20 protein-coding genes and 1 tRNA gene are annotated in these 23905 nt (G+C 63.8%); 3 read left to right on the forward strand and 18 right to left on the reverse strand.

The window, feature by feature from the left end:
• Positions 1–24 precede the first annotated feature (24 nt).
• Together ACDK93_RS14105 and ACDK93_RS14110 are read right to left on the reverse strand one after the other, a co-directional pair.
• Positions 25–477 carry a c-type cytochrome gene (locus ACDK93_RS14105; protein WP_458069467.1) on the reverse strand — a complete coding sequence of 151 codons (453 nt, stop codon included), beginning with the start codon at positions 475–477 and terminating at the stop codon, positions 25–27.
• Positions 474–2057: a flavin monoamine oxidase family protein gene (locus tag ACDK93_RS14110; RefSeq protein WP_458069468.1), complete on the reverse strand. Its 1584-nt coding sequence runs from the start codon at positions 2055–2057 to the stop codon at positions 474–476. The genes ACDK93_RS14105 and ACDK93_RS14110 overlap by 4 nt, the downstream gene beginning before the upstream one ends.
• A gap of 239 nt (positions 2058–2296) precedes the next feature.
• On the opposite strand from ACDK93_RS14110, the gene ACDK93_RS14115 reads away from it, so the two are divergent.
• Positions 2297–3370, forward strand: coding sequence for an aminoglycoside phosphotransferase family protein (locus ACDK93_RS14115; RefSeq protein WP_458069469.1), 1074 nt, complete (start codon positions 2297–2299; stop codon positions 3368–3370).
• Positions 3367–4071: an N-acetylmuramate alpha-1-phosphate uridylyltransferase MurU gene (gene murU / locus ACDK93_RS14120; protein WP_458069470.1), complete on the forward strand. Its 705-nt coding sequence runs from the start codon at positions 3367–3369 to the stop codon at positions 4069–4071. The genes ACDK93_RS14115 and murU overlap by 4 nt, the downstream gene beginning before the upstream one ends.
• A gap of 55 nt (positions 4072–4126) precedes the next feature.
• Here murU and ACDK93_RS14125 read toward each other — a convergent pair whose 3' ends face one another.
• From ACDK93_RS14125 to ACDK93_RS14150, 6 genes are all read right to left on the reverse strand, one after another.
• The gene (locus ACDK93_RS14125) at positions 4127–5458 is read right to left on the reverse strand and encodes an IS4 family transposase (protein WP_458069471.1); all 1332 of its coding nucleotides are present in this window, start codon (positions 5456–5458) and stop codon (positions 4127–4129) included.
• A 123-nt stretch (positions 5459–5581) separates the two neighbouring features.
• Positions 5582–6544 (reverse strand): protein translocase subunit SecF, encoded by a 963-nt coding sequence (secF, locus tag ACDK93_RS14130; protein WP_458069472.1) that lies wholly within the window; start codon positions 6542–6544, stop codon positions 5582–5584.
• A gap of 9 nt (positions 6545–6553) precedes the next feature.
• A complete protein-coding gene (gene secD / locus ACDK93_RS14135) occupies positions 6554–8437 on the reverse strand; it encodes a protein translocase subunit SecD (protein ID WP_458069473.1) in 1884 nt (627 codons plus the stop codon).
• Between the two features lie 127 nt (positions 8438–8564).
• Positions 8565–8900 carry a preprotein translocase subunit YajC gene (gene yajC / locus ACDK93_RS14140; RefSeq protein WP_458069475.1) on the reverse strand — a complete coding sequence of 112 codons (336 nt, stop codon included), beginning with the start codon at positions 8898–8900 and terminating at the stop codon, positions 8565–8567.
• Positions 8901–9146: 246 nt separating this feature from the next.
• Positions 9147–10271: a tRNA guanosine(34) transglycosylase Tgt gene (tgt, locus tag ACDK93_RS14145; RefSeq protein ID WP_458069476.1), complete on the reverse strand. Its 1125-nt coding sequence runs from the start codon at positions 10269–10271 to the stop codon at positions 9147–9149.
• A gap of 52 nt (positions 10272–10323) precedes the next feature.
• Positions 10324–10932, reverse strand: a complete 609-nt coding sequence (locus ACDK93_RS14150) for a flavin reductase family protein (protein ID WP_458069477.1) — start codon at positions 10930–10932, stop codon at positions 10324–10326.
• 136 nt (positions 10933–11068) lie between these two features.
• Between ACDK93_RS14150 and ACDK93_RS14155 the strand changes: the two genes are divergently transcribed.
• Positions 11069–11350, forward strand: a complete 282-nt coding sequence (locus ACDK93_RS14155) for a PepSY domain-containing protein (protein WP_458069478.1) — start codon at positions 11069–11071, stop codon at positions 11348–11350.
• A gap of 9 nt (positions 11351–11359) precedes the next feature.
• On the opposite strand, the gene queA is transcribed toward ACDK93_RS14155, so the two are convergent.
• The 10 genes from queA to ACDK93_RS14205 form a co-directional block, all read right to left on the reverse strand.
• Entirely contained in the window at positions 11360–12391 is a 1032-nt protein-coding gene (gene queA, locus ACDK93_RS14160) for a tRNA preQ1(34) S-adenosylmethionine ribosyltransferase-isomerase QueA (RefSeq protein WP_458069479.1), read from the reverse strand.
• A 118-nt stretch (positions 12392–12509) separates the two neighbouring features.
• On the reverse strand, positions 12510–14945 hold the full coding sequence (locus ACDK93_RS14165) for a hypothetical protein (RefSeq protein ID WP_458069480.1): 2436 nt from the start codon (positions 14943–14945) through the stop codon (positions 12510–12512).
• Positions 14932–16155: a DUF3142 domain-containing protein gene (locus ACDK93_RS14170; RefSeq protein WP_458069481.1), complete on the reverse strand. Its 1224-nt coding sequence runs from the start codon at positions 16153–16155 to the stop codon at positions 14932–14934. The genes ACDK93_RS14165 and ACDK93_RS14170 overlap by 14 nt, the downstream gene beginning before the upstream one ends.
• A 161-nt stretch (positions 16156–16316) precedes the next feature.
• Positions 16317–17537 carry an RtcB family protein gene (locus ACDK93_RS14175; RefSeq protein ID WP_458069483.1) on the reverse strand — a complete coding sequence of 407 codons (1221 nt, stop codon included), beginning with the start codon at positions 17535–17537 and terminating at the stop codon, positions 16317–16319.
• A gap of 73 nt (positions 17538–17610) precedes the next feature.
• The gene (locus ACDK93_RS14180) at positions 17611–18732 is read right to left on the reverse strand and encodes a slipin family protein (RefSeq protein WP_458069485.1); all 1122 of its coding nucleotides are present in this window, start codon (positions 18730–18732) and stop codon (positions 17611–17613) included.
• Between the two features lie 495 nt (positions 18733–19227).
• Positions 19228–19299, reverse strand: a tRNA-OTHER gene (locus tag ACDK93_RS14185).
• A gap of 671 nt (positions 19300–19970) precedes the next feature.
• Positions 19971–20573: a response regulator gene (locus tag ACDK93_RS14190; protein ID WP_458069487.1), complete on the reverse strand. Its 603-nt coding sequence runs from the start codon at positions 20571–20573 to the stop codon at positions 19971–19973.
• 46 nt (positions 20574–20619) lie between these two features.
• Positions 20620–21846, reverse strand: a complete 1227-nt coding sequence (locus ACDK93_RS14195) for a sensor histidine kinase (protein WP_458069489.1) — start codon at positions 21844–21846, stop codon at positions 20620–20622.
• 42 nt (positions 21847–21888) lie between these two features.
• A complete protein-coding gene (locus ACDK93_RS14200) occupies positions 21889–22671 on the reverse strand; it encodes an ABC transporter permease (protein ID WP_458069490.1) in 783 nt (260 codons plus the stop codon).
• Between the two features lies 1 nt (position 22672).
• Positions 22673–23602: an ABC transporter ATP-binding protein gene (locus tag ACDK93_RS14205; protein WP_458069491.1), complete on the reverse strand. Its 930-nt coding sequence runs from the start codon at positions 23600–23602 to the stop codon at positions 22673–22675.
• Between the last annotated feature and the right edge of the window lie 303 nt (positions 23603–23905).

The raw sequence follows: 23905 nt of genomic DNA on the forward strand, positions 1-23905 counted from the left end.
ATGCCGCTGATGAAATCGAAAGATCTACGGATGCAGCGCCTTGACCTCGGCCGCCGTGACGGTGTCCTTGTAGTGGTTGCCGAAGTGCGTGCGGATGTAGTTGATCACGCTGGCGATCTGCTCGTCGGTGAGCCAGACCGGATCGATAAACGACTCGCTCTCGCTGTCGCCCGGATCCTTGGGCGCGAATGCGGGCATGTTGCGGCGGCCGTGCAGAATGGTCAGCGCCATATACGACGCCGATGACATCGTGGGGTTGTGCGCGAATGCCGGATAGTACCCTGCGCCGATGGCGCCCTGCCCGTTCGGCATGTGGCAGCCCTGGCAGATATGCGCGTAGATCTGTGCGCCGCTGTCGGTCTTCAGCGAGGCGTCGTTGCGGATACCCGCGCTGTCGGCAAATGCCGGCGTCGTGCTGAGCAAAAGCAGCGCGGCAAATGCGGAAAGTTTTGCGGTTGTGGCATGGCTGATTTTCATGCCGTTGCTCCCGCCGCTGCCGCGCGCTGATGCAGCCGACCGATCGCATCCAGCGCCGAGGTCACCGCGCCTTCCTGCCACGCCGGCAGGAGCGACGCATGCTCGCCGGCCAGCACGATGCGGCCATCGAACTGGCACAGGTTGTCATAATGCTGGGCGCGCGCCTGCTCCGACCACTGGGCGAAACAGCCGAGGGTGAAGGGCGAGCGATGCCAGGCGACCGCCATGCCGTTGTCGAACTCCTTGCGATACTGCGGGTGAATCTTGCTGCCCTGCTCGAGCGCGCGCTGGATGCGCTCGGCCGGCGACATCGCGGTAAACTCCATCGCATCCAGGCCCCAGATATACGCGCCGAGCAGCACGCCCTTGCCGCCGCTGAAATAGCCGGTGCTGGGGTAGCTGATATTGGTGATCGCCTGATCGGTGTAGCTGATGCCGCCGTAGATTTGGTCATCCTCTTCCCAGAAGCGCCGTTTGAACTGCAGGCCGACCTTCACTGCCGCCGCATACGGCACGGCGGCAATCGCCTCGGCCATCGCCTGACCCACGTTCATCGGAATCTGACCGAGGATCGACAGCGGCAGCGAGCATACGCACCAGTCGGCGCTCGCCGTGTGCTTGATGCCCGGTGCGGTGGTGTCTTCATAGGTCGCGGTGACGCCGCGCTCGTCCTGCTGGATCGCCGTCACCTTGGCGTTGTAATGGATCAGCGGACCCAGCTCGCGCGCAAACGCCTGACCGATCACGCCCATGCCGCCAATCGGCTGGAACAGCGTGGTCTGCATTTCGTAGTTGTCGCCGACCGGCAGGCCCTGCCACAGCCTGGAATCGAGGATGTCCTTCAGCGCAAACGGTTCCGACGGAATGGGATGACCACTCAAGCCACCGCCGGGATCTTTTTCGTAACCGCGCCGGTTGCTGCTCAGCTCGCCTTTGGCATAGGCATAGTTCCTGTCGAGCGCGCCCCAGCTGCGCAGCGAGTGCAGCAGTTTTTCCTGATCCTCTTTGCTGACCAGCGTATCGAGCTGATTCGCCTGCGTGGTCTTGGCCAGCAGCTCGGCAACGTGTCCCTGGTAGTCGGCCTTGACCGCGCGGAAGCGCTGCGGCTTGCCATCGAATGCTTTTGTGCTGTGCAGGTAGGCGTTGTAGTTGACCTGCACGAACGCTTCCAGCGGCACGCCGAGCTGCTTGCAGTAATGCAGGATGCCGTGATGGTGATACGGCAACCGCCAGGGACCGGGATTGATGTACAGGCCCTTGTCGAACTCGCAATGTTGCGTGGCGCCGCCGAGCTCGGTGTACGTATCGCCACCGCGCAGCGTCCAGTTGCGGCCGCCGGCGCGCGCGTTGTACTCGAGCACCTGCACTTTGTAGCCGGCCTGGCGCAATTCGTACGCCGCCACCATGCCTGCAATACCGGCACCCAGCACCAGCACGGAAGCACCCTTGGGCACACCGCCCACTTTCAGCGGCGCCTTGTACGGTGATTCAGCGGCAAAGCCCAGCCCGCTCATCGCCTGGTACATCGCCGCGCTGCCGGCCGTCATGCCGATCATGCGCAGCAGCTGGCGCCGGGTCATCGAGAAACCGCTGTCACTTGCGCCCATTCAACTCCCCTCGTTGGTTGCCCCGGAAGCCGTGCCTGCACGGCTTGCTGTTATTGAATGCACGCTCCCGTGTTGTGCTCCAAACCCATCGCTATGCCCTTATAACTACCACAGGCTGCTGCGCCGCACCAACGCCACCCGTGATCGCGATGCCGCTCACGTTGATCGGCGCAAACCATTAAGCTGATGTGCCGCCCTTCCGCATGAGTTTCATGGAACCGCACGATCGCGCCGCCGCCCGCCTCGCCTGGACCCGGGCCACCTTGCACGATGATTTGCTGACGCTCGAATCCGCGTCGGCCGATGCCAGCTTCCGCAGCTACTGGCGCACGTATCATCAGGGCCGCAGCTGGATCGTGATGGACTCGCCGCCGGCGCTGGAAAATCCGCGTCCGTGGCTGGCGCTCGGCGCCAAGCTCGCTGCCGCGGGTCTGCACGTACCGGCGGTTTACGCGCACGATGTGCAGCATGGTTTTCTGCTGATCGAGGATCTGGGAAACCGGCTCTATCTGGCCGAACTGCGCGACGACAACGTGGACGCGCTTTATGGCGCCGCCATGGATGCGCTGCTGCGGATGCAGGAACGCATCGACACCACCGACCTACCGCGCTTCGATCGCGCGATGGTGATGCAGGGCCTGGAGATCATGCCTGCGTGGTTTCTCGAACGGCATCTCGCAAGCGCACCGAACGACTCCGAAAGGGCCATCCTGGATGCCGCGTTCGAACTCATCGCGCGCAATCACGAAGACCAGCCGCACGGTTTCGTGCACCGGGATTTTCACAGCCGCAATCTGCTGGTGATCGAACCCGACAACGCGCAGGAAAACATCGGCGATCGACTCGATCGTCAGGGGATTATTCCCGATGGGCTCTTGAGCCCGGGAATAATCGACTTCCAGGGCGCCCTGCACGGCCCGCTGACCTATGACCTCGCCTCGCTGCTGCGCGACGCCTATATTGTGTGGGCACCGGCGCGCGTCGATACCTGGGTCGAGTCGTACCGGCAGTATCTTCTGGCCGCCGGGCGCCTCGACCGCAGCGTGGATCAGGCGCGCTTTCTGCGCTGGTTCGACCTGACCGGGCTGCAGCGCCATCTGCGCGTGCTCGGCCAGTTTTACCGGCTTTGGTATCGCGACGGCAAACCCGGTTATCTCGCCGACGTGCCGCGCGTTTATGACTACGTGATCAGCGTGTCGAAGCGCTATCCCGACCTCGCCGACCTTGCGGAATTGCTGCAGCGACGCGTCGGCGGTCGTGATCTTCGTACGGCGGAAGGTTTGTGAGACACGCGCTGATCTTTGCCGCCGGCCTCGGCGAACGCATGCGTCCACTGACCGACCACACGCCGAAGCCGCTGCTGCCGGTTGGCGGCAAACCGCTGATCGAATGGCATCTGGAAAAGCTCGCCGCGGCCGGCGTGCATTACGTGGTGATCAACACCTCGCATCTGGCCGACCAGTTTCCCGACGCGCTGGGTGACGGCTCGCGCTGGGGCCTGCGCATCCGCTACGCCTACGAAGGGACCACGCCGCTGGAAACCGGCGGCGGCATGCTCAACGCGCTGCCGCTGCTGGGCAGCGCGCCGTTTATCGCGGTCAATGGCGATATCTGGACTGACGCCGACTTCTCTGCCCTTCCCGCTGAACCTGCCGGCTTCGCGCATTTGCTTTTGGTCGACAATCCTCCGCAGCATCCGAATGGCGATTTCATGCTCGATGCGCAAGGCCTCGCGCACGGCGATGGCACGAGAAAACTCACCTTCAGCGGCATCGGCATGTACCGGCACGCGCTGCTGCAGAACTGGCGCGCGGTGATTGGCGATGCGCCCGGCGCCGCCATGAAACCGCCACGATTCAAGCTGGCGCCGCTGCTGCGCGCCGCCATGGCACAGGGGCAAATCAGCGGCAGCCATTATCGCGGCGCCTGGACGGATGTCGGCACGCCACAGCGGCTGGCGCAGCTGGCGTCCGAGCTGAGCCACTGAGCGTCGCAACGCCTTCGTCGCCAACAAAAAGCCCCGCACTCAGGCCTAATGCTGTTCACTTAAGCGGAGCAGCCTTTCGATTCACGGGGTAGCGAGTCTTGGATATTTTGACGGACCTTGGCCTGGAAGGCCGAGGTCGTCTATCCAGAAACAGGTTGCCGATTCCGGCCCTGAGTTGAGCCAGTCGCACTCCGGTGCGTGATAGAGGTTGCGCTGCCGCCATGACAATGAGTTGGGCGGCGATGTATTGATAGGCGAACTTGAAGCGCACTCGGGCTGGCTCTTGGCCGAGCGCCACGGCGGCCTGACTGGCCTCGCGACGGATCACGTTGTAGCCCAGGAGCAAACCCCAGACTTCCTGATAGATCAACGCGACGGTCTTGCTGCGCAGCGTGACGGCATTGTGTTGCAGGGAGCTCTTGATGTCCCGGAAGCCTAACTCGATTTCCCAGCGCTCCCGATACAACTGTGCAACGGCTTCGCTGGAGTAATGCTCGGCTGGCAGCGAGGTGTAGACCGTTCTTCGCTGTCCCTTGTGCATGTAGCTCACGGCTCGCACTTCCCAGACCGCAGGCAGTTCGGGGTTACGTTTGCGTGCCTGCGGCGAGACCTTCATCTGCACCCACTGATCATCGGCGTGGTAAGTCTCCCGTGTCTCGAACACCAGATTTTTGCGAGCAGGAATCAGCCAATGCCGTTGTTGGCCGCCACCGGCCAGACGCAGCAGCAGGTCAGCGCTCCAGAAGCCCTTGTCCAACAGGGTGATTGAGCGGTCCGGTATGCGGTCGATGAACTCATCGGCCAAGCGAATTTCGCTGCGCCGATAAGGACTAAGCTGGGCATCCAGCATGACGTGCGAACGGACATTCATCAGGGCGACCAGTCGCATCATCGGGAACGGTGTCTGGCGATCGGTGCCGGTATTGCCCGAGCCGAAGTGTTCACGCAATGCCGGGGTGTCCGGGGTGCGCAACACCGCGCCATCGGCGGCCAGCACCTGCAAGCCGTGCCAGTCATCGCCGGGATAGCGCTCCTTGCCCCAGCACTCGCCGGTCTGACGGAACAGGCATTGCAGCGGCTCGGCGCCAAGGCGCTGACGCGCCTGAGAGACGCCACTGCGCGCCAACAGACTGTCGCTGGCCAAGCCTTGTGCGCAGATGTTCAGCCGACGAGCCACCTCCGAGATCGACTCGTTACGAAACAGTGCCATGCCCAGCACCAGCCACAGCACTTGATCCGACGGCAAACGCCGGCGGCGAATTGTGGCCGAGGAGGAAAGATCCAGCGCCGAGGCTACCCACTCGACCGGAATGTGCTGCGCGAAGGTACTCAGATCAGAGAACGAGTGCAGCTCATCGATATCAAACAGAACACTTTGCAGGGACACAAAAAAATCCGGCCTTCAACACGTGAAGGCCAGATTCTTGGGACGCCTTGGCTACGATGCAATGCTTAAGTGAACAGCATTACGCACTCAGGCCGGGCTTTTGATGCTGAGCGATGCCGCGGCTCAGGGCCGACGCGCCAGCTCCGGATTCTCGCGCGTCACCGGCATCAGATCCTTTTTCGACACGCCCAGCCACAGCAGGATCGGGCTGGCCACAAAGATCGACGACAGCGTACCGACCAGAATGCCGATCAGCATGGTCACCGCGAAACCGTGCACCGCGGTGCCGCCGAAAAAGAACAGCGCGGCCATGGTGATGCTGGTGAACAGCGAGGTGATGATGGTTCGCGACAGCGTGTTGTTGATCGAGCGGTTGAGAATCTCCTCCGGCTCGGCCTTGCGCGCCAGGCGGAACAGCTCTCGGATACGGTCGAACACCACCACCTTGTCGTTGATCGAATAACCGATCACCGCCAGCACCGAAGCCAGCACGGTCATGTCGAACTCGCGCTGCACCAGCGCCAGGATACCCAACGTCACCAGCACGTCGTGGAATTCGGTCACGATGGCCGCAAAGGCGAAGCGACGCTCGAAGCGGATGCCCAGATAGAAGCCGATACCCAGCACCACGAACAGCGCCGCCCACAGGCCGTCGGTGCGCAGCTCCGCGCCAACCTCGGGGCTGATGAACTGCCTGTCCTTTACCTTGGCGTCCGGTCGAGCCGCCTGCAACATCTTGGTCACATCGGCCGATATGCGATCGAGATTGACCTTGCCGTCGGCCTGCTGCGCCGCCGGATCGTCCTTGGGCTGCATGCGGATCGACACTTCGCGCGTGCCGCCAAGGCTCTGCACGATCGGATTCTCGACGCCGCCCTTGGCCAGCGCCGCGCGCACGTCGGTGATCTGCACCGGCTGGTCGTAATCGATGGTGAGCGACACGCCACCGTTGAAATCCAGGCCGTAGTTGAGCCCCTTGGTCACGATCAGCGCGATCGAGGCAATCATCAAAAACGCAGCGATCGCGATGCTGTACTTGCGCATGCCAAGGAAGTTGACATTGCTGTTGTGATTGAAAATTTCCATGGTGATTCCTCAGACCGACAGCGTCTTGAGCTTGCGGTGGCCGTGGATCATGGCGGTAAACGCGTGGGTCAGCGTCACCGACGTGAACAGCGAGGTCAGGATGCCGATCATCAGGGTCACGCCGAAGCCCCTGATCGAGCCGGTACCCATGGTGGTCAGCGCCAGCGCGGCGATCAGGTGGGTGACGTTGGCATCGAGAATCGTCGCCCAAGCCTTTTCATAGCCGGCGCGGATCGACGCATGCGGGCTCGATCCGTTGCGCAGCTCCTCGCGTATGCGTTCGCAGATCAGCACGTTCGCGTCGATGGCCATGCCCAGCGTCAGCACGATACCGGCGACACCAGGCATGGTCAGCGTGACACCAATCAGCGACATCACCGCCACCAGGATCACCAGGTTGAAAAACAGCGCGATATCGGCCACCAGGCCGAACAGCTTGTAGTAGATCGCCGCGGCCAGCAGCACCAGGCCCAGGCCCAGCATCACCGCCAGAAAGCCCTTGTTGATGTTGTCCGCGCCCAGGCTGGCGCCGATCACACCCTCTTCGACGATGTCGACCGGCGCGGCCAGCGCACCGCCCTTGAGCAGCAGCGCAAGATCGGACGCGTCCTTCAAGCTGGCCAGGCCATTGGTCTCGAACTGCCGGCTGAAGGGGCTGGAGATGGTCGCGTCGTTGATCACCGACTCGGTGTCCTTGGACGTGCGCACTTCCTTGCCGTCGACGATCTTGGTGTCGGTGACGCGCTCGACGTAGACCACCGCCATCGGCTTGCCGACGTTGGCGTTGGTGAAGTCGCCCATCTTCTTGGCGCCCGCCGCGTTCAGGGTCACGCTGACGTTCGGCGTGCCGTTGCGCGTATCGGTACCCGACGACGCATCGACCAGCTGGCTGCCCGTGACGATCACGCGCTTGCTGACAAGGACGGGGATCCGCGTGTCACGCATGTAATAGAGGTTGGCATCCGGCGGAACGCTGCCCGTGCGCATGGCTTCCTGGGCACGCGGATCACCGGGGAAGCCAATGCCCGCGCGATACTCCAGCGTCGCGGTGGCGCCGATCAGCTTCTTGGCTTCGGTCGCGTCCTGCACGCCGGCCAGCTCGACCACGATGCGGCTGTCGCCCTGCTGCTGGATCAGCGGCTCGGACACGCCGAGCGCGTTGATGCGGTTGCGCAGTGTACTTAGGTTCTGCTGGATCGCGCTGCGCGAGAGATCGCGCAGCTTGTCCGGCTTGATCACCGCGTTGAGCAGAAAGCGATCGCCGGTGCTGCTGCCGTTGGACACGATGAGGTCGGTGAACTCGTTGGCGATGGCATCGGACGCCTTGCTGCGATCGTCGGCCGAACGCAGGATCACGGCGATGCCCTTACCGGCGACGGGATTACGCGCCACCGACTCGTATCGGATGTTCTTCTGCTGCAGCAGGGCGCGGATGTCCTCGGCGTAGCTCGTTTCCTGCTTGTCGACGATGCCGCTCTGGTCGACCTGCATCAAAAAGTGCACGCCGCCCTGCAGATCCAGGCCCAGCGGCATCGAGCGCGCACCGATCGCACGCAGCCAGCCCGGCACGGTGGACTGCAGCTTGAACGCTGTGGAATAACCGGTGCCCAGCGCGGTCTTGATCGCGTCGGCGGCGCTTTTCTGCGTATCGCCGTTGCCGAAGGTGGCGATCAGGTTGTCGCCCTGCACGCTCACGCTGGTGGCGGCGATGTGCTGCGCCGCGAGCGCCGCGGTCACCTTCTGCTGAATCGACTGATCGATCGGCGCGCTGCCGCGGTTGGCGCTGACCTGCACGGCGGCCACCGGGAAAAAAGCGTTCGGCAAGGCGTAGAGGACGCCGAACAGCATCACTATCGCGACCAGCGCGTACTTCCAGCGGGGAAAATCACTCATGCCTTGCATCCATCAGATAGCGTCCATCGAAGCCGCAGCAACCAGCCGGCGGTGTTAGCGAACATCGGAAAACATCCCGTGAAAAGCAGCCCCAAAAGCGGCCGGACCGAAGCCCGGCAACCGCCGATCAGACGGACTTCAGCGAGCCCTTGGGCAGCACCTGCGACACCGAACCCTTCTGTACCTTGACCACTACGTTGGTGGCGATCTCGACGCTGATAAAGGTGTCGCCGACCTCGTCGATACGGCCGGCAATGCCGCCGTTGGTCACCACTTCGTCGCCCTTGGCCAGCGCCGACAGCATGGTGCGCAGCTCTTTCTGGCGCTTCATCTGCGGGCGGATCATCAGGAAATAGAACACGCCAAACAGCACGATGATCGGCAAAAACGTGAAGATCGGGTTGCCACCAGGCGCAGCAGCCGGCGCGGCCTGGGCAAGCACGAACGGAATCGAAAACGTCATTAGGATCTATCTCGCAAGTAGTGGCGCAGCCCGAGAAGTCAGCTGCCGCCGGTCAAAGATCAACGATTATGCCATGCACCCCCCAGCCGTGCACGGCAGGTCACGACCGGAGCGGCTTCGGTACCGGGCACACCGACCGGGCGATGGCGAACCTTCCAGCCCAGCGGGCGCTCGCCGGACGTGGCATTTCCCTGCGACTCAAACCAACCGCAAAAGTTCGCCAGCCACGAGCGCCCGGCGGTTCGGTTACGCGGCGGCCGGGCGGCGCCTGGCGTAAAACTCGGCGGTGAACGCGTCCAGCGTCCCGTCGGCAATGGCCTGGCGCAGGCCGGCCATCAGCCGCTGGTAGTAGCGCAGGTTGTGCATGGTGGCGAGCTGGCTGCCCAGAATCTCATTGCAGCGGTCCAGGTGGCGCAGATAGGCACGGCTGAAGCCGCCGGCGCAGGCGTAGCAGTCGCAGCCCTCCTCGATCACCCGGGTGTCCAGCGAATATTTGGCGTTGCGGATGCGCAGCGTGCCCTCGGCGGTGAACAGAAAGCCGTTGCGGGCGTTGCGCGTGGGCATGACGCAGTCGAACATGTCGATGCCGCGGCGCACCGCCTCGACGATATCCTCCGGCCGACCCACGCCCATCAGGTAGCGCGGTTTGTCCTGGGGCAGCAGCGGCACGGTGAAATCCAGCGCGTGGTTGCGCTCGGCCTCCGGCTCGCCCACGGCCAGCCCGCCAACGGCATAGCCGTCGAAGCCGATGTTGATCAACCCTTCGGCGGAACGCGTGCGCAGGTTTTCGTACACGCTGCCCTGCACGATGCCGAACAGCGCGTTGGGATTCTTCAGGTCGTCGAAGCCGCGGCGCGAGCGCTCGGCCCAGCGCAAGCTCAGCTCCATCGAGTCGCTGGCGACCTTTTCCGTGGCCGGATACGGGGTGCACTCGTCGAAAATCATCGCGATGTCCGAATCCAGCGTGGTCTGGATCTGCATCGACACTTCGGGCGACAGAAACACTTTCGAGCCGTCCACCGGCGAGGCGAAGGTCACGCCCTCCTCGGTGATCTTGCGCTTGTGCGCCAACGAAAAAACCTGAAAGCCGCCCGAGTCGGTGAGGATGGGTTTGTCCCAGCCGATGAATTTGTGCAGGCCACCGAACTGCTCGACGATCTCCAGCCCCGGCCGCAAAAACAGGTGAAAGGTATTGCCGAGAATGATCTCCGCACCGATGTCCCTGACGTCGCGCGGCGTCATTGCTTTCACCGAGCCGTAGGTACCGACGGGCATGAAGGCCGGCGTTTCCACCGTGCCACGGTCGAACGTGAGGCGGCCGCGGCGGGCCGCGCCGTCGGTGGCGGAAAGCGCAAAAGTCATGGAAGTCATCCGGCCGATTATACGGGGCGGCAGTGGCCGGGCGACCGGCCTGCGCCCAGGGTCAGGCCGGACGCTTCATTGCAAAGCGATCGCGCGTGGTCGAATACCAGCTGCCGCTGAGGCGCCCGACTAGATCGAGCTTGGCCGGATCGACGTGCCGATCATCGGCCATCACCGCGTCGTCGATATGCGCCAGCCGCACGCGGGCAAAGATCAGAAACTGGCGCGGATGTTCCGCCGGGTACGGAATCACTTCGGCCAGCGTGCACTCGAACGCCACCGACGCGGCGGCGATGCGCGGCGGCTTGATCCGAACGCTGGGCAGCGTGGCGATGCCGACCGCGTCGAACTCGCTGTCGTCGTGCGGCAGCGTCGCCGCGGTGGCGTTCATATGCTCCGCTTCGGCCTTGCTGACCAGATGAATCACCAGCTCGCCGGTGGCGCACGCGTTACGCAAGGTGTCTTTCAACTCACCGTTGGCGCGCAGCCCGACGTTGATCATCAGCGTCGCCGGATCGTCGCAGATCACCTGGAAAAAACTGAAGGGCGCCAGGTTGGTGATGCCGTTGGCGGACACCGTGGACACCCAGGCGATCGGCCGCGGCGTCACCGTCGACGACAGCCAGCGGTAGGATTCGGCGGCGTCGAGCTGGCTGAAATCAAGCTGCATGGTGTTCCCTGCTCATTCGGTTCGAAAAGTCAGAGCCGCGCGCTCTAACGAAAGATTGCCCGTCATTGTGCACACGGCACGTCGACAGCGCGTTGGCGAGCGCCGATAGTGACGCCAATTCTTCCGGGAGCACCGCATGAAAAAACTGACAGGTATTCGCATGGCGTTCGCTGCAGCGCTGCTTTGGTTCGGCACCTCGCTGGCCGACCCACCCGACAACGGCTGGCTCAGCGCGGCGGAAGTCACGCAAAAGCTCGACGCGCAGGGTTTCAAGCATGTGCAGGCCCTTCAGGCCGTGCACGGCCACTGGGAGGGCGAGGCGTTCCAGAACGGCCAGCTGGTCAAGTTCCACGCCGACGCCAAAACTGGTCAGGTGACGTTTGAAAAAGCCAAGGACAACGCCAGAGGCAACAACTGACGCGTCGACTTACCTGCCCTTCGGCAGAATCAGCATCGCGTCGCCGTAGGAGAAAAAGCGATAACGCTGCGCCACCGCATGGCGGTAGGACTCCAGGATGAACTCGCGTCCTGCCAGCGCCGATACCAGCATCAGCAGGGTCGACTGCGGCAGATGGAAATTAGTCACCAGCGCATCGACGCTGGTGATGCGGTAGCCGGGGAAGATGAAGATCTGGGTTTCGCCCGCAAATGGCTGAAGTTCGCCATCGCGGGTCGCACTCTCCAGCGCGCGCACCACCGTGGTGCCCACGGCCACGACGCGGCCGCCGGCGGCGCGCGTGCGGCGGATCTTTTCCACCAGCGCTGCACCCACGTTGAGCCACTCGCGATGCATCACGTGATCGCGCACGTCGTCGGCGCGCATCGGCTGAAACGTGCCCGCGGCTACGTGCAGAGTCACGTAGCCGAAGTCGATGCCCTTGTCGCGCAGCGTCGCCAGCATCGCCTCATCGAAATGCAGGCCGGCGGTGGGCGCCGCCACTGCACCGGGCTCGCGCGCGTACACCGTCTGATAGCGCTCCATGTCGCTGGCGTCAGCATGCCGCTCGATGTATGGCGGCAGCGGCATCTCGCCCAGCTTCAGCAGCAGCTTTTCCAGCGGCTCGGGCGATTCGAAGCGCAGCCTAAAGAACGCATCGTCCCGCCCCAGCACGGTGGCGAAACTGCCGTCGGCCAGCTCGATCCGCGCGCCCTCTTTCGGCTTTTTGCTGACGCCCAACTGCACCGTGGCCTCGTGCGCGCCGGTGACGCGCTCGATCAGAATCTCCACCGCGCCGCCGGTGCCCTTGCGGCCGTAGAGGCGCGCGGGCAGCACGCGGGTGTCGTTGAACACCAGCAGATCGCCCGGCCGCAGAAAGTCGGGCAGCTCGCGAAACAGGCGATCCTCGCGCGTGCCGTTCTGTGCATCGAGCAGCAGCAGGCGGCTGGCCGAGCGTTCGGCCAGCGGCGCCTGCGCGATCAGCTCGGGCGGTAACTCGAAATCGAAATCGGACTTCTTCACGGTATGGACATTCTCAGGCGCGCGGCCGCTGGCAGAAAGGCGACGCCACGTCGAGGACGAAGCGTTTGCAGCGCGCCATTATCGCGCAGCCGAAGCCGTTCGTCTTTTGCACGCGCGATCAGGCCGGCGCGCGCCGGCGGCGACGGCGCAACCACCAGCCAACCAAGCCGGCCAGCACCAACACGAACGCAATGATTTCGACCGGCAGCCAATGCCGGATGAAATGCTTCGCCTTGACGATGCGCTGATGCCGCAGCAGCTGCCGCGCACGCTCGAAGTTCGGCGCTTGGCAATCGGCGCCGAAATTGTCGTTCCATTCCACGTAGGCGCCCTGCTTGATGTAACGCTGGTAATAGGTTTCCACGCGACGCTGCGCTTCCGATGGTCCGGTCGGCTTGGTGTCGCTATATCCCTGATAGTGGTCGTCGTAATCGGGCGGGCCTTCGCGCATCCAGCTAGCCGCTTTGCACAGCACGGCCGCGAAAGCTTGCGAGCGCGGCGGCAGCAGGTCGGCCGCGGCAACCGCCTCGTCGGCGGCTATATAGCGATAATGAAAACGCCAGTTGAGCTTTGCGGCGCTGTCGGCAAAGCGCTGGCGCTCGCCGTCGGTGACAAAGGTTTGTTTCAGGTCGGCGGCCGAGTGCCCGCTGCCACCCTGAAGGCCACCGCCGTTGTCCGCATAATCGGGGCCCTGCTCGAAGCCGAGCAGCTCCATGCCGTTTTCGCGGGCGATCACAGCGGCGGCATAGCGCGCCTGCGCCTTGCCGATATCGGTCCAGGCGCTGTCGGCATGATGAAGGTCATTGGCGTATTCGCTGGCCTTGGCGCGCAGATCGACGTCGCCGAAGCGCGGATCGCCGCTGGCCGGAAAATACGCCTGCGCCTCGTCGTAACGCTTCGCCCGCATCAGCCGGCGCGCCAGCAGCCAGCGCAGGTTGTCGGCCAGCGTGCCCGAGCCGTAGTGGTGATCCTTGTCCTTGCTCGGGGCGGGCACGGGCGTCGCGGCAGCATGCGCGTCGACAAAAGCCTTCAGTTCGTCGATGGTGAGCACGCGCTCGGCGACATAAAACGTGTCGTTGCCGTAGCCGATGCCGCCATCCTCGTCGGTATACGTATTACCGTCGCCGCCGGCGCGACTGGCCGCGGCATAGAGATGATCCATCGCCTCAACGTATTCACCGCGCGCTAGCGCCAGCACGCCCTGCTCCCCACCCAACAGCAGCACGTTGCTCGGCTCAATCGCCGCCTTGGGATCGTCCGATGCAGGAAAGGCTTTGGCAGCCTCCGCATAGGCGGCGGCGGCAGCGGCAAGATCGCCCTTGTGCAAGGCGAGTTTGGCGTCGACCCAGCTGGCCAACGGGCCCGGCGCCTTGGCCGCCAGTGTTGCCGCCAGGTCATAGCGCCCACTGCCATAGGCCAGCGCAGCCAGACGGTCGGCGCCAGCGACATGATCGAGACCCTGCTTTTCGATGGCCTGCACCAACGCCGGCAATACCGGATTGGGCTTGGCCGAAGCGCTCGTTGTCGCGTCGCTATCCGCGCCGTCGCCTACGCGGGCGAGCGCATAGGCCACCAGCAGGCGCTGCGAAAGCGGGCCATCCACCAGCGCGGCAGCGCGGTCGTCGTCACGCAGCACGTTATTGGCGAGAGTGGCCAGCGACTGCACCGCGCTATCCGAACCGTGCCCGGCCTGCGCCGCGTAAAGCGCGATCGCGTGCTTGAGATCGGCCACGGCGATGCCTGTGCCGCAGTCGTTATCGTCGACGTAGAGACTGGCCCAGCTGCACTGCTGTTTGCCGTTATACAGATACAACCGCGCCTCCTCGCCGAAGCTGGAGACGGCCAGCCCTTGCGTGTCCGTAGCGCCGGCGACGGCGCGAGTGCGCGCCAGCTGAAACGCCTTGGCAGCAGCCTCGCGCTCACGCTTGAACGCCGCCGCGTCGCTGATCGCGGCATTGGCGCGCTGCGCATGAATACGGCCCAGCGAATAAGCCGCCCACACCGAGCGCAGCGTCGCCTGGTCCGGCGGCAGCGCCAGCACTTTCTCGAAGCTGGCGATGGCCAGGTCCATTTTTGCCTGATCGGGTTTGTCGCACGCGGTGGTCGCGGCGGTCGCCGCCGTGGTGGACTCGGCGGGTTTCGACGCCGCGGCACACGCTTGATTGGCGGCGGCGTAATCCACTGCGCCGGCCACATACAGGCGCAGGTCCTCGGGCAGATCCTTGCCATCGTCATATGCCTTGCTGCCGCCCGCCGACCGCCGCAGCGCCAGCACGCGCTGCCACTGCGCCGCCGTCAGCCCTTGCGAGGCAGCGTCGTCGGCGGGCTTGGGCGCGTCGTAGGACGACACGTCCGATTCGTGCGCCTGCAGCTTGTCGGTGGCGGGCAGCAGATGCGCAGCTTCCCAGGCAAAGCTGTTCTGCGGCGTGGCCTTCAGCGTGGCATCGCGATGATCGAGCAGCTGACTGGGGAAATCCGGGCCGCACGCCCACACGGCGCCTACGGTAATCGCAGCGACAGCGCACACCACGCAAACCCCGTTACGGTTCCACATGCAGCTGCACTCCCTGTGTGGCGCAGCGGGCCCACCCCATGACCCGTTGCCCGTGTGCCCGCAGCAACCCCGGCTGCAAGCGTTCGATGCGTAGTGTGTCGCGACCGGCGTCCAGTGCATAGCCGTTGACGCCGTCGGCCAGCGTGCAGCCCTTGGGCAGCAGCGCCGCCGCCGGCAGCGGCTGGTCCAGCTCGCCCGCATTTTGCAGGATCAGATCGAGCGTGCCCGCCGTACTGCCGGGCCGCGCGCTGGCCGTCACTTCGCCGCGCAGCGGCTGCTGACGCATCACCGCCAGCCATGTCGGCAGGCTCCAGGCGCGATCATCGCTGGCGGTGGGCAGGCGGAACCAGACGATGCCGGCCAGGTGCGCCGGCGGATCGCGCTGCAGCCGCGCGAGAAAGTCGGCGATCTCCTGCGGCGTGGCGAGCAGCTCCCGGCTGTCGTCGCCGGCATCCAGCACGCCGGCTTCGCTCTGTACGCTGACCAGATGGCCCTGAGCATCCCAGCTCACGCGGGAGCCATACGTCGGCAGCGCTACGCGAAACGGTTTGCCGCTGCGCTGCGCGTAATCGTCCACCCAATGCAGGGCAAGCGTGCCGTCGAACAGCCCCGCCCGCGGATTGCGCACGGCATGCACCTGCAGCACCGACTCATCCACTTGCGCCAGCACGGCCGCGAGGTCCGGCGAATGCAGCCATGCCGGCAACGCAGTAATCGACAGCCTCACGCCTGGCAGCTCTGAGCGTAGCGCAGCGAGATAGTGCGCGTAGGCCGGCAGCCTCGCCGTGCCGCCGTCGTGATCGATCTCCAGCCCGGCGACGCGCATACCGTACCCCTGCCAACTCGTCCACAGCGCCAAGGTATCAGCTAGCAGCAGCGCCTCATTCCACTGCACCAATTGGCCGTCTATACGCACAACCAGAACGATCGGCTTGCCGCTGCTCGACAGCGCGGAAACATCCGGATGAAACACCTGCAGCCGCCCAGCGCGATCGGTCTGCGCCGCCAGCACGCGCCACTCGCGGACATCGGCGGCACCGTCATGCATCGCCTGCGTCACGGCCGGCGTCCATACGCGCTGCCAGATGTAGGCGTCGTTTGTCAGCGCGTCGGAACGATGGGTGCAAGCCACCAGCCACATCGACGCGACCAGGAGCGCGGTGCGAAAAAGCGCAGCGAGGCGAAACCGGATAACGATCATCAACCCCATGCCCCTGCACCGCCGTGCGACGTGAAGCTCATTCTAGCGATCCTTGGGCGAGTCACTTATCCACTGCAACGGTATTCTGCGAGGCAAATTTTTCAAGCACAAAAAAACGCCGCTCACGAGGAGCGGCGCCGCTTGCTGCAAACCCAGGGGTTGCCTGGGCTTCATCCTTTCACGCACAGCACCTGACGCAAGGTGTGCACCACCTCGATCAGATCGGTCTGTGCCGCCATCACGGCGTCGATCGACTTGTACGCCGCCGGCGACTCGTCGATCACCGCCGCGTCTTTGCGGCATTCGACATGCGCCGTCGCTTCACGATGCTGAGCCAGCGTGATCTGCTGACGCGCCGCGGTACGACTCATCACCCGACCCGCACCGTGGCTGCAGCTGTGGAAGCTGTCGTCATTGCCCTTGCCACGCACGATGTAGCTGCACGTGCCCATGCTGCCCGGAATGATGCCCAGCTCGCTCTCGCGCGCACTGACCGCTCCCTTGCGGGTCACCAGCAGTTCGTCGACACCGTGCGTCTCCTTCTGCACGTAGTTGTGATGGCAGTTCACCGCCATCTTGGCGAGCTGGAATGTGGGCAGGCGGTGACGCATTTCCGCCAGCACCCGCGACATCATCGCCTCACGATTGGCGCGGGCGTAATCCTGCGCCCAGGACACCGCTTCGACGTAGTCATCGAACAGCGCCTCTCCTTCCATGAAGAATGCCAGGTCCTTGTCCGGCAGATGGAATCCCAGCACCCGATGCGTCAGCTGCTCGCGCGCCCTCTCGATGAAGTAGCTGCCGATCAGGTTGCCGGTACCGCGCGAACCCGAATGCAGCATCACCCACACGGCATCGGACTCATCCAGACACACCTCAATGAAGTGATTGCCGCCGCCGAGCGTGCCGATCTGCTTGTCGACCTTGTCGGTGCGGATCTTGCGGTGCTTGGCCTTGATCAGCTCCAGCCTGGCAACCAGCCCGGACTGCGCCAGCCGCGTTTCGATGCTGTCGGGCATGCGCCCGTGATCGCCGCCGCGACCGTTGCCGACCGGCACGCCACGCTCAATGCTGGAACGCAGTTGCGCCAGGCTGTCGGGCAGGTCCTTCGCCGTCAGCGTGGTCCGCACCGCGGCCATGCCGCAGCCGATATCCACGCCGACAGCGGCGGGAATGATGGCGCCTTTGGTCGGCACCACGGAACCTACCGTGGCGCCCTTGCCCAAGTGCACGTCCGGCATCACCGCAACCCACGGACCGACGAACGGCAGCGCGGCGATGTTGCGCAGCTGCTGCATGGCGGATTCTTCCAGCGGCACGCCGTGCACCCAGCCCTTGATCGGCGTGGTGCTGCCTTCGGCGTGCAGCAGTTCATAGTTTTGCTTCATCATGACTCTTTCCTTGCATGATTCTTTCCTTGAATGAAATCGTGGGGATCGCGTCCGTGCGATCGCCACGCGGTGTTTACTTCAGACTGACCAGCTGGTTCAGCACGCCATCCAGGCCGCCGAACACGGTCAGCTTGTCGATCTTCTCGGTAACCTTTTCCAGCGCCTCGAGCTCCTTGAGGCGCATGAGGGTCGGGCTCTCCTCGATCAGGCGCGCGGTGTTGAGCAGCGAACGGGTGGCGTTGGACTCCTCGCGCCGACGGATGACGTTGGCCTGGGCGGCCTTCTCCGCCTGCACGACGCTGTTGAGGATGGTCTTCATCTCGCCCGGCAGGATCACGTCCTTCACACCGACACCGAGTACCTCCAGGCCCAGCTCGCTGACACGGCTACGCACGTAGGCAAAGATGTCCGCATCCAGCGACGCCTTGTCGCCGAGCAGTTCGTCCAGCGTCTTGTCCGAGACGGCCTTGCGCAAGCCGTACTGCAGCTCGCGATACAGGTAGTCGCCGTACTTGGCCACCTTCGTACGCGCCGCAACCGGATCGATCACGCGCACGCTGGCGGCCAGGTTCACCCGCAGGCTGACCTTGTCGCGCGTCAACAACTCCTGACCGGACACCTCCAGCGACTGCACGCGCAGCTCGATCACCTCGGCCGCCACGTTCTTCTGGAAATTCCAGAACGCGTAGGCACCGGGTGCCAGCGTACGCAGCAGCTTGCTGTCGACGAACAGCAGGCCCGCCGACTCCACCGGTACATCCACCGTTACCGCCACCTTGGCCAGCAGGCCAAGCTGACGCAGACGACTGGCCACGCGCGCATCAACCTCCAGCGAATCGGCCAGCGACACCGCCTGCACCTCGACCGGCACCAGACCCTTCCAGTACAGCTTGCGCGTACCCGGCGCGAGCACGTCTTCAAGCTTGCCGTTCTTCAGCACCAGACCGACTTCTAAGGTGCCAATGTCGGCCACCGTGAAGCATTCGGACAGCGGGCCATCCATTTGCGCCATCAGCACATCGGCATCCGCACCGGCGTACCCGGGTTTGGCCAGGTTGTGGATAGTTACGGCTACGCGGTTGCGCGGATCGAAGATCCGGTAGACGCCAGCAGGCAGGACGCGCTCGAAACGACGGTTGCGATACAGCAAACCGCGCTCGCCGTCGCCGATCACGATTTGCTTGAGCCAGAACATGATGATTCTCCTTTTTGGTTATTCTGGTTTCGATCCGATAGATAATCCGTAAGCGCCGCCGGATCGTTACGGCGCATACGTCGATTTGATAATCGGTAGATCCACGCAGGGATCTCCCTTTCGGGATAATCGATTCGCTATTAATAACGAATTGATAAAAAATAAGGTGGAAACGCCTCTTGACGTCAGCGAAGCGAAACCCGCATGCTTTCGCGGGGAATCGGTTATCTCGCCGAAAGCGTGCAATATTCCGCAGAGGCATCCGTCGCAATACCCGATCGCCCGGTTTCAGGACGTGGGTCCGGCTTCGCCTTCGCTGCCCTGCAACGCATATCGCCTTCCATGGCGTGTATGCCCTGCAACGCACGAGGCGTTTCCTGGTCGGAACTTTCGTTCCTGGTGTCATGACGCAACAGGTCATGGTGTTGGAGCGGGATTCGAACCCGCGACAATCGGTTTCTCAGGACCGATGCTCTACCCATCTGAGCTATCCAGTGGTTGACGTGCCGGAGTCGAACCGGCGGCCAGCAGCCGCGAGGCTGCCGCTCTACCTCTGAGCTAACGTCAGCTTGCGGAACACCGCCTGGCAGGCTCTGGCATACGCTATCGGCATGGCCGCGCGCACCGGATGGGGCTTAAACCCATACCGCGGGAACCTGCTGGTTCGATGCTCCGTATTGCCGGCTGTCGCCAACCGGCAATACGTGTGGACAAACGCGCCGCCCATTCGGCTGCACCTGTCCTATCCGGTGAATCCGTTTCCCGCACAGCCCGCGCGATAGAGCCTGTTCGGCACATCGGGACGCAGCGCAAAGGCGCCCGTCGCAGCTGCGCCCCTGCCTCGGCTGGGAGCAGCCGGATGCTTCAGGGCGAAACGCATTCCTTAAACGTTGGTCGATCCACGACTTTCCTTGCGAACGCCAAAAACAAAACGCCCCCGGGTAGCGACCCGAGGGCGTTCGCGTTGCCTCGGGAGATCGGGGTGACCGATCTCCACGAACGGAATCAGTCTGGTGAGTGAACGAAATCTTTTCCTGCCACGTATTCCGGGCGCGCGCGCCGGCCACCATCGCGCATTAGCGGCGACGTATTTGGCTGGACGACGATGGCGATATGGAATGACATGAATAAATGACTCGGTTATCGCCGGGAGTGGCGAGGTGACGGAGAATACGCGCGTTTATTTTCAATCGCAAGCGTTTTTTATAAATGGATTCGATTTATCTAATCTGGATTATTCAGAGCCAGCCTTTCTGTCGCGCCATGCGATACGCCTCGATGCGATTGGCCACGCCGAGTTTGCCGATGGCTTCGGAGAGATAATTGCGCACGGTGCCGTGCGACAGGTTCAGCTGGGTGGCGATATCGCTGGCCGACTGGCCTTCGCCGGCGAGGCGCAGCACCTGGCGCTCGCGATCGTTGAGGGGATCGGCTTCCGACCACGCTTCCAGCGCCAGCTGCGGATCGATGGCGCGGCCGCCACGATGTACGGTGCGCAGCGCTTCGGCCAGGTTCTCGGCCGGCGCGTCCTTCAAGAGATAACCGCCCACGCCGGCATCCAGCGCGCGACGCAAAAAGCCCGGGCGCGCGAAGGTAGTGACGATGATCACCTTGATCGGCAGCGCGTGCCGCTGGATCCGCTGCGCCAGCTCCAGCCCGGTCAGGCCGGGCATTTCGATGTCGGTGACCAGCACGTCGGGCTTCAAGCGCTGCAACTCGCGCCACGCAATTTCTCCATCGGCGGCCGAGCCGAGCACGTCGATATCGGATTCGAGGTTGAGCAGCGCAAACAGCGCGCCGCGCACCATCGCCTGATCTTCGGCCAGCAGCACGCGGATCACGCGATCGCCTCGTGGACTGATAAAAGCAAAGCAGGCAGCGATGGATTCATGCGGCGGGATTCCCGGATGCGTTGGCGTTCAAGGTTGGCCCCAGCGAAAGATCCGACGGGGCGCGCGACGTTTCGACCAATCGAAGAATCGGCACGGGAGCCACGATGCGAAGTTTCGTGCCGTGGCCGCGGGGCGACTCGATGGTGAGTGTGGCGCCCAGCGCGCGAACGCGTTCGCGCATACCGCACAGGCCATTGCCATCGCTGCTGATGCCGCCGCGGCCGTTGTCGCTGATCAGCATGCGCACGCTGGCATGCTCGCGGATGATCTCGATTTTTGCGGCGCTGGCTTCGGCATGGCGCGCGATATTGGTGGCCGCTTCGCGCACGATCAGCGAAAAGCCGCGCTCGATGTCGGCCGGCAGATCGGTCGGCAATTCGCTGTAATCGAAATGCACCCGCGAGGATTCCAGCAGCAGTCGCGCCGATGCCAGTTCAGCAGCAAGGTCGGTAGCACGTATGCCGCTGACGGCGCTGCGCACTTCGGCCAGCGCATGACGCGCGACTTTCTCGGCCTCCTCCATCTCGCGCCGCGCGGCTTCGCTATCGCGATCGAACAGTTTGCGCGAGAGCTCCAGCTTCAGCGTGATCAGCGATAAGGTGTGGCCAAGAAGATCGTGCAGATCACGGCCTATGCGCTCGCGCTCAGCCAGGCCTGCCAGACGACGCACTTCATCCTGCGATAGCGCAAGCATGGCGTTGCGCTCCTTGCTGATGCTCTCGACCATCACGATAGTACAGATGATGAAGATGGTGCCGGGCATGATCACAATCATCACAAGCGGATAGTCGAGCGACCAGGCCTCGCCCACAAAAATCGCGTTGATCGCCAGAAGGCCGGCCATATACGCGCGCCGGCTCATGTGGCAGTGGTAAAGCATGATGCAGCCAAAAACGAGATAACTCACGCTACTGGCGTACCAAGGCATCGAAGCAAAGCACAGCGCCACCATGGCCAGCGGGTACCAAAACAATCGTCGGCGGCTGACCAGCTGCACCTTGATGAACAGGTAGAGGAACAGTGGATAGGTGATGAACGTCATAAGCAGCCAGCGGCTCGTGTAACCGGTGAGGCCGCGCTCGAACATCGGTGTCACGAAAATCCACAGCGACCACAACAGGTGCACGCTATCTGCCAAGGGATTCCGGCCCCGACGAATGTCATCGGCATAACCCGAGTCCGGCGCGGGCGCAAACCATCTCGCAAGCAGGTTGGACTTCATGCGCCGGCCATCCGTTGATGTCTTGTTATCCACCATGCTACTTCAACCGACACGCCGCAGCTGACGTATGGCCAACAGCAGGAGGATGACGGTGTATCCCATCAGCGCCAGCACGTGCGGCAGCAGCGCGCCGTTGTTCAGGCCCACGGCAGATAAGGTGAGCTGATTGAGGTGATAGCTGGGCCAGATCGGCGCGATCTTCTGCAGCACCTGCGGCAGCATCGTCAGCGGGAGCCACAGGCCGGAGAGAAAGGCCATCGGCAGGTAGACCAGGTTGAGCAGACCCGGCGCGCCCTGCCCCTTGATCAGCGTGCCGACAAACATGCCCAGCGCGCAGAACGGCAGCACGCCGAACGCACCGGTCAGCATCAGCCTGGCTATCTGCACGGCGCTCAGAGTCACGTGCGCCAGAAACACGCCGATCAAAACCAGCAGCACGGTAACGATGGTGGCCGCAATCATCGCCATCATCATCTTGCCCAGCAGGTAAGCACCGGGCGGCATCGGCAGCGCGCGCTTGAGCGTAAGCAGGCCGCCGTCGCGTTCGCTCGCCAGCGACACGCCGAAGCCGAACAGTCCGGGTCCGATGATGCCGAACGCGCTGTAGCTGGCCAGCAGATAACGCGACGCTTCGCCGTGATTCAACAGCACGCCGAACATCAGATAGAACACGGTGGAAAACAGCAGCATCGGCAGTATGAAGCCCGGCGCGCGCATATAGCGCAGGCATTCGCTGCGTGCCTCAGCCACATAGGCGCCGAACACGCGCTGCCACGGCATCGCGCTGGCAGGTGCGGAATCATGGATCGACAGGACGGTTTCCATATCAGGCAGCCTCGCGCTGGTGGGTGGTGGACGACTGATCCGCATCGCGGGTGAGTTCGGTAAACGCTTCGGCGAGGCCGGCACGCTGCACCTCCAGCTCGCTGAGCTGTGCGTCGGCGTCGAGCAGTCGGCGTACCACGGCTTCGGCTTCGGCCGTGGTGACATGCAAACGCTCGTTATCGCGGCGTACGTCGGTAACGTGCTGCCAGCTGCGCACCAGTTCGACATCCAGCGCGCTGATGCAGCGAATGCGCTTGAGCGACACCCGCGAACGCAGCGCCTCGACCGTGCCTTCGTGGATCATCCGCCCGTGCGCCATCACGCAGACGCGATCGGCCAGCGCCTCGGCCTCTTCGAGGTAATGCGTAGTGAGCAGCACCGAGCAGCCTTCGGCGATCAGCTGGCGAATCGCCGCCCACAGCTTCTGACGTATCTCGATATCCATGCCGACGGTCGGCTCGTCCAGAAAAAGCAGCTCGGGATTGCCGCACAGCGCCAACGCAAACTGCACGCTGCGCTGCTGGCCGCCGGAGAGCTTGGCGTACGGCCGCGACAGCAGCGCGCCGATGCCGGCCAGCTCGGCGGTTTCGGCCAGCGATCGCGGCGACGGGTAATAGCTGGCCGTGAGCCGCAGCAGTTCACCGACGCGCAAGGTCGGCGGCAGCGCCGCGCTCTGCAGCATCACACCGATGCGGCGGCGCGCGTCGATGCGCTGCGGATTCTGCCCGAACAGCTCGACCTTGCCGCTGTCGGCGCGAATCAGGCCCAGCAGCAGCGCGATGGCCGTGGTCTTGCCCGCACCGTTGGGGCCGAGCAGCGCCAGCAGCTCGCCGCGGCGAATCTGCAGATCGGCGCCGTCCAGCGCGGTAAGCCGACCGTAGGTTTTGATGACGCCATCGAGGCGGGCGATCGGGGCGGTGATGTTGGGCATGAGTGCTCCTCCTGTGCTGCCCATGCTGGGCGTTGCCGCGCCTGATAAGCAGTCGCCAGCGTCAGTGATCGGGGGTGACAGCCGTCATGCAGGGGGTACCGGACCACCCCCTGCTCGCGCTATGCTCGACGCCTGCCTGAGCCCGCCAGCCCTTGTGCGGCGGTGCATCAGAGGGCTAAGAGCCCACGAGAAAGGGGCCGGGAATGCGCATCTGTTTCGGTGCAGCACACCCAACCCAGCGTCCGTACCAAGCATTGAAAAACCTGGCGGCCTGCTTTGCGTTCGGAGCGAGGCGCCGACGGG

Source organism: Rhodanobacter sp. BL-MT-08 (genome assembly GCF_054161255.1).

Bases quoted from the DNA above. Each gene is read 5' to 3' on its own strand.
- ACDK93_RS14115 (WP_458069469.1), top strand. From the start codon at position 2,297: ATGGAACCGCACGATCGCGCCGCCGCCCGCCTCGCCTGGACCCGGGCC.
- ACDK93_RS14200 (WP_458069490.1), bottom strand. From the start codon at position 22,671: ATGGAAACCGTCCTGTCGATCCATGATTCCGCACCTGCCAGCGCGATG.
- ACDK93_RS14105 (WP_458069467.1), bottom strand. From the start codon at position 477: ATGAAAATCAGCCATGCCACAACCGCAAAACTTTCCGCATTTGCCGCG.
- ACDK93_RS14175 (WP_458069483.1), bottom strand. From the start codon at position 17,537: ATGATGAAGCAAAACTATGAACTGCTGCACGCCGAAGGCAGCACCACG.
- ACDK93_RS14150 (WP_458069477.1), bottom strand. From the start codon at position 10,932: ATGCAGCTTGATTTCAGCCAGCTCGACGCCGCCGAATCCTACCGCTGG.
- yajC (WP_458069475.1), bottom strand. From the start codon at position 8,900: ATGACGTTTTCGATTCCGTTCGTGCTTGCCCAGGCCGCGCCGGCTGCT.
- ACDK93_RS14155 (WP_458069478.1), top strand. From the start codon at position 11,069: ATGAAAAAACTGACAGGTATTCGCATGGCGTTCGCTGCAGCGCTGCTT.
- secD (WP_458069473.1), bottom strand. From the start codon at position 8,437: ATGAGTGATTTTCCCCGCTGGAAGTACGCGCTGGTCGCGATAGTGATG.
- ACDK93_RS14195 (WP_458069489.1), bottom strand. From the start codon at position 21,846: ATGAAGTCCAACCTGCTTGCGAGATGGTTTGCGCCCGCGCCGGACTCG.
- ACDK93_RS14110 (WP_458069468.1), bottom strand. From the start codon at position 2,057: ATGACCCGGCGCCAGCTGCTGCGCATGATCGGCATGACGGCCGGCAGC.
- ACDK93_RS14165 (WP_458069480.1), bottom strand. From the start codon at position 14,945: ATGTGGAACCGTAACGGGGTTTGCGTGGTGTGCGCTGTCGCTGCGATT.
- secF (WP_458069472.1), bottom strand. From the start codon at position 6,544: ATGGAAATTTTCAATCACAACAGCAATGTCAACTTCCTTGGCATGCGC.
- ACDK93_RS14170 (WP_458069481.1), bottom strand. From the start codon at position 16,155: ATGGGGTTGATGATCGTTATCCGGTTTCGCCTCGCTGCGCTTTTTCGC.
- tgt (WP_458069476.1), bottom strand. From the start codon at position 10,271: ATGACTTCCATGACTTTTGCGCTTTCCGCCACCGACGGCGCGGCCCGC.
- ACDK93_RS14205 (WP_458069491.1), bottom strand. From the start codon at position 23,602: ATGCCCAACATCACCGCCCCGATCGCCCGCCTCGATGGCGTCATCAAA.
- ACDK93_RS14180 (WP_458069485.1), bottom strand. From the start codon at position 18,732: ATGTTCTGGCTCAAGCAAATCGTGATCGGCGACGGCGAGCGCGGTTTG.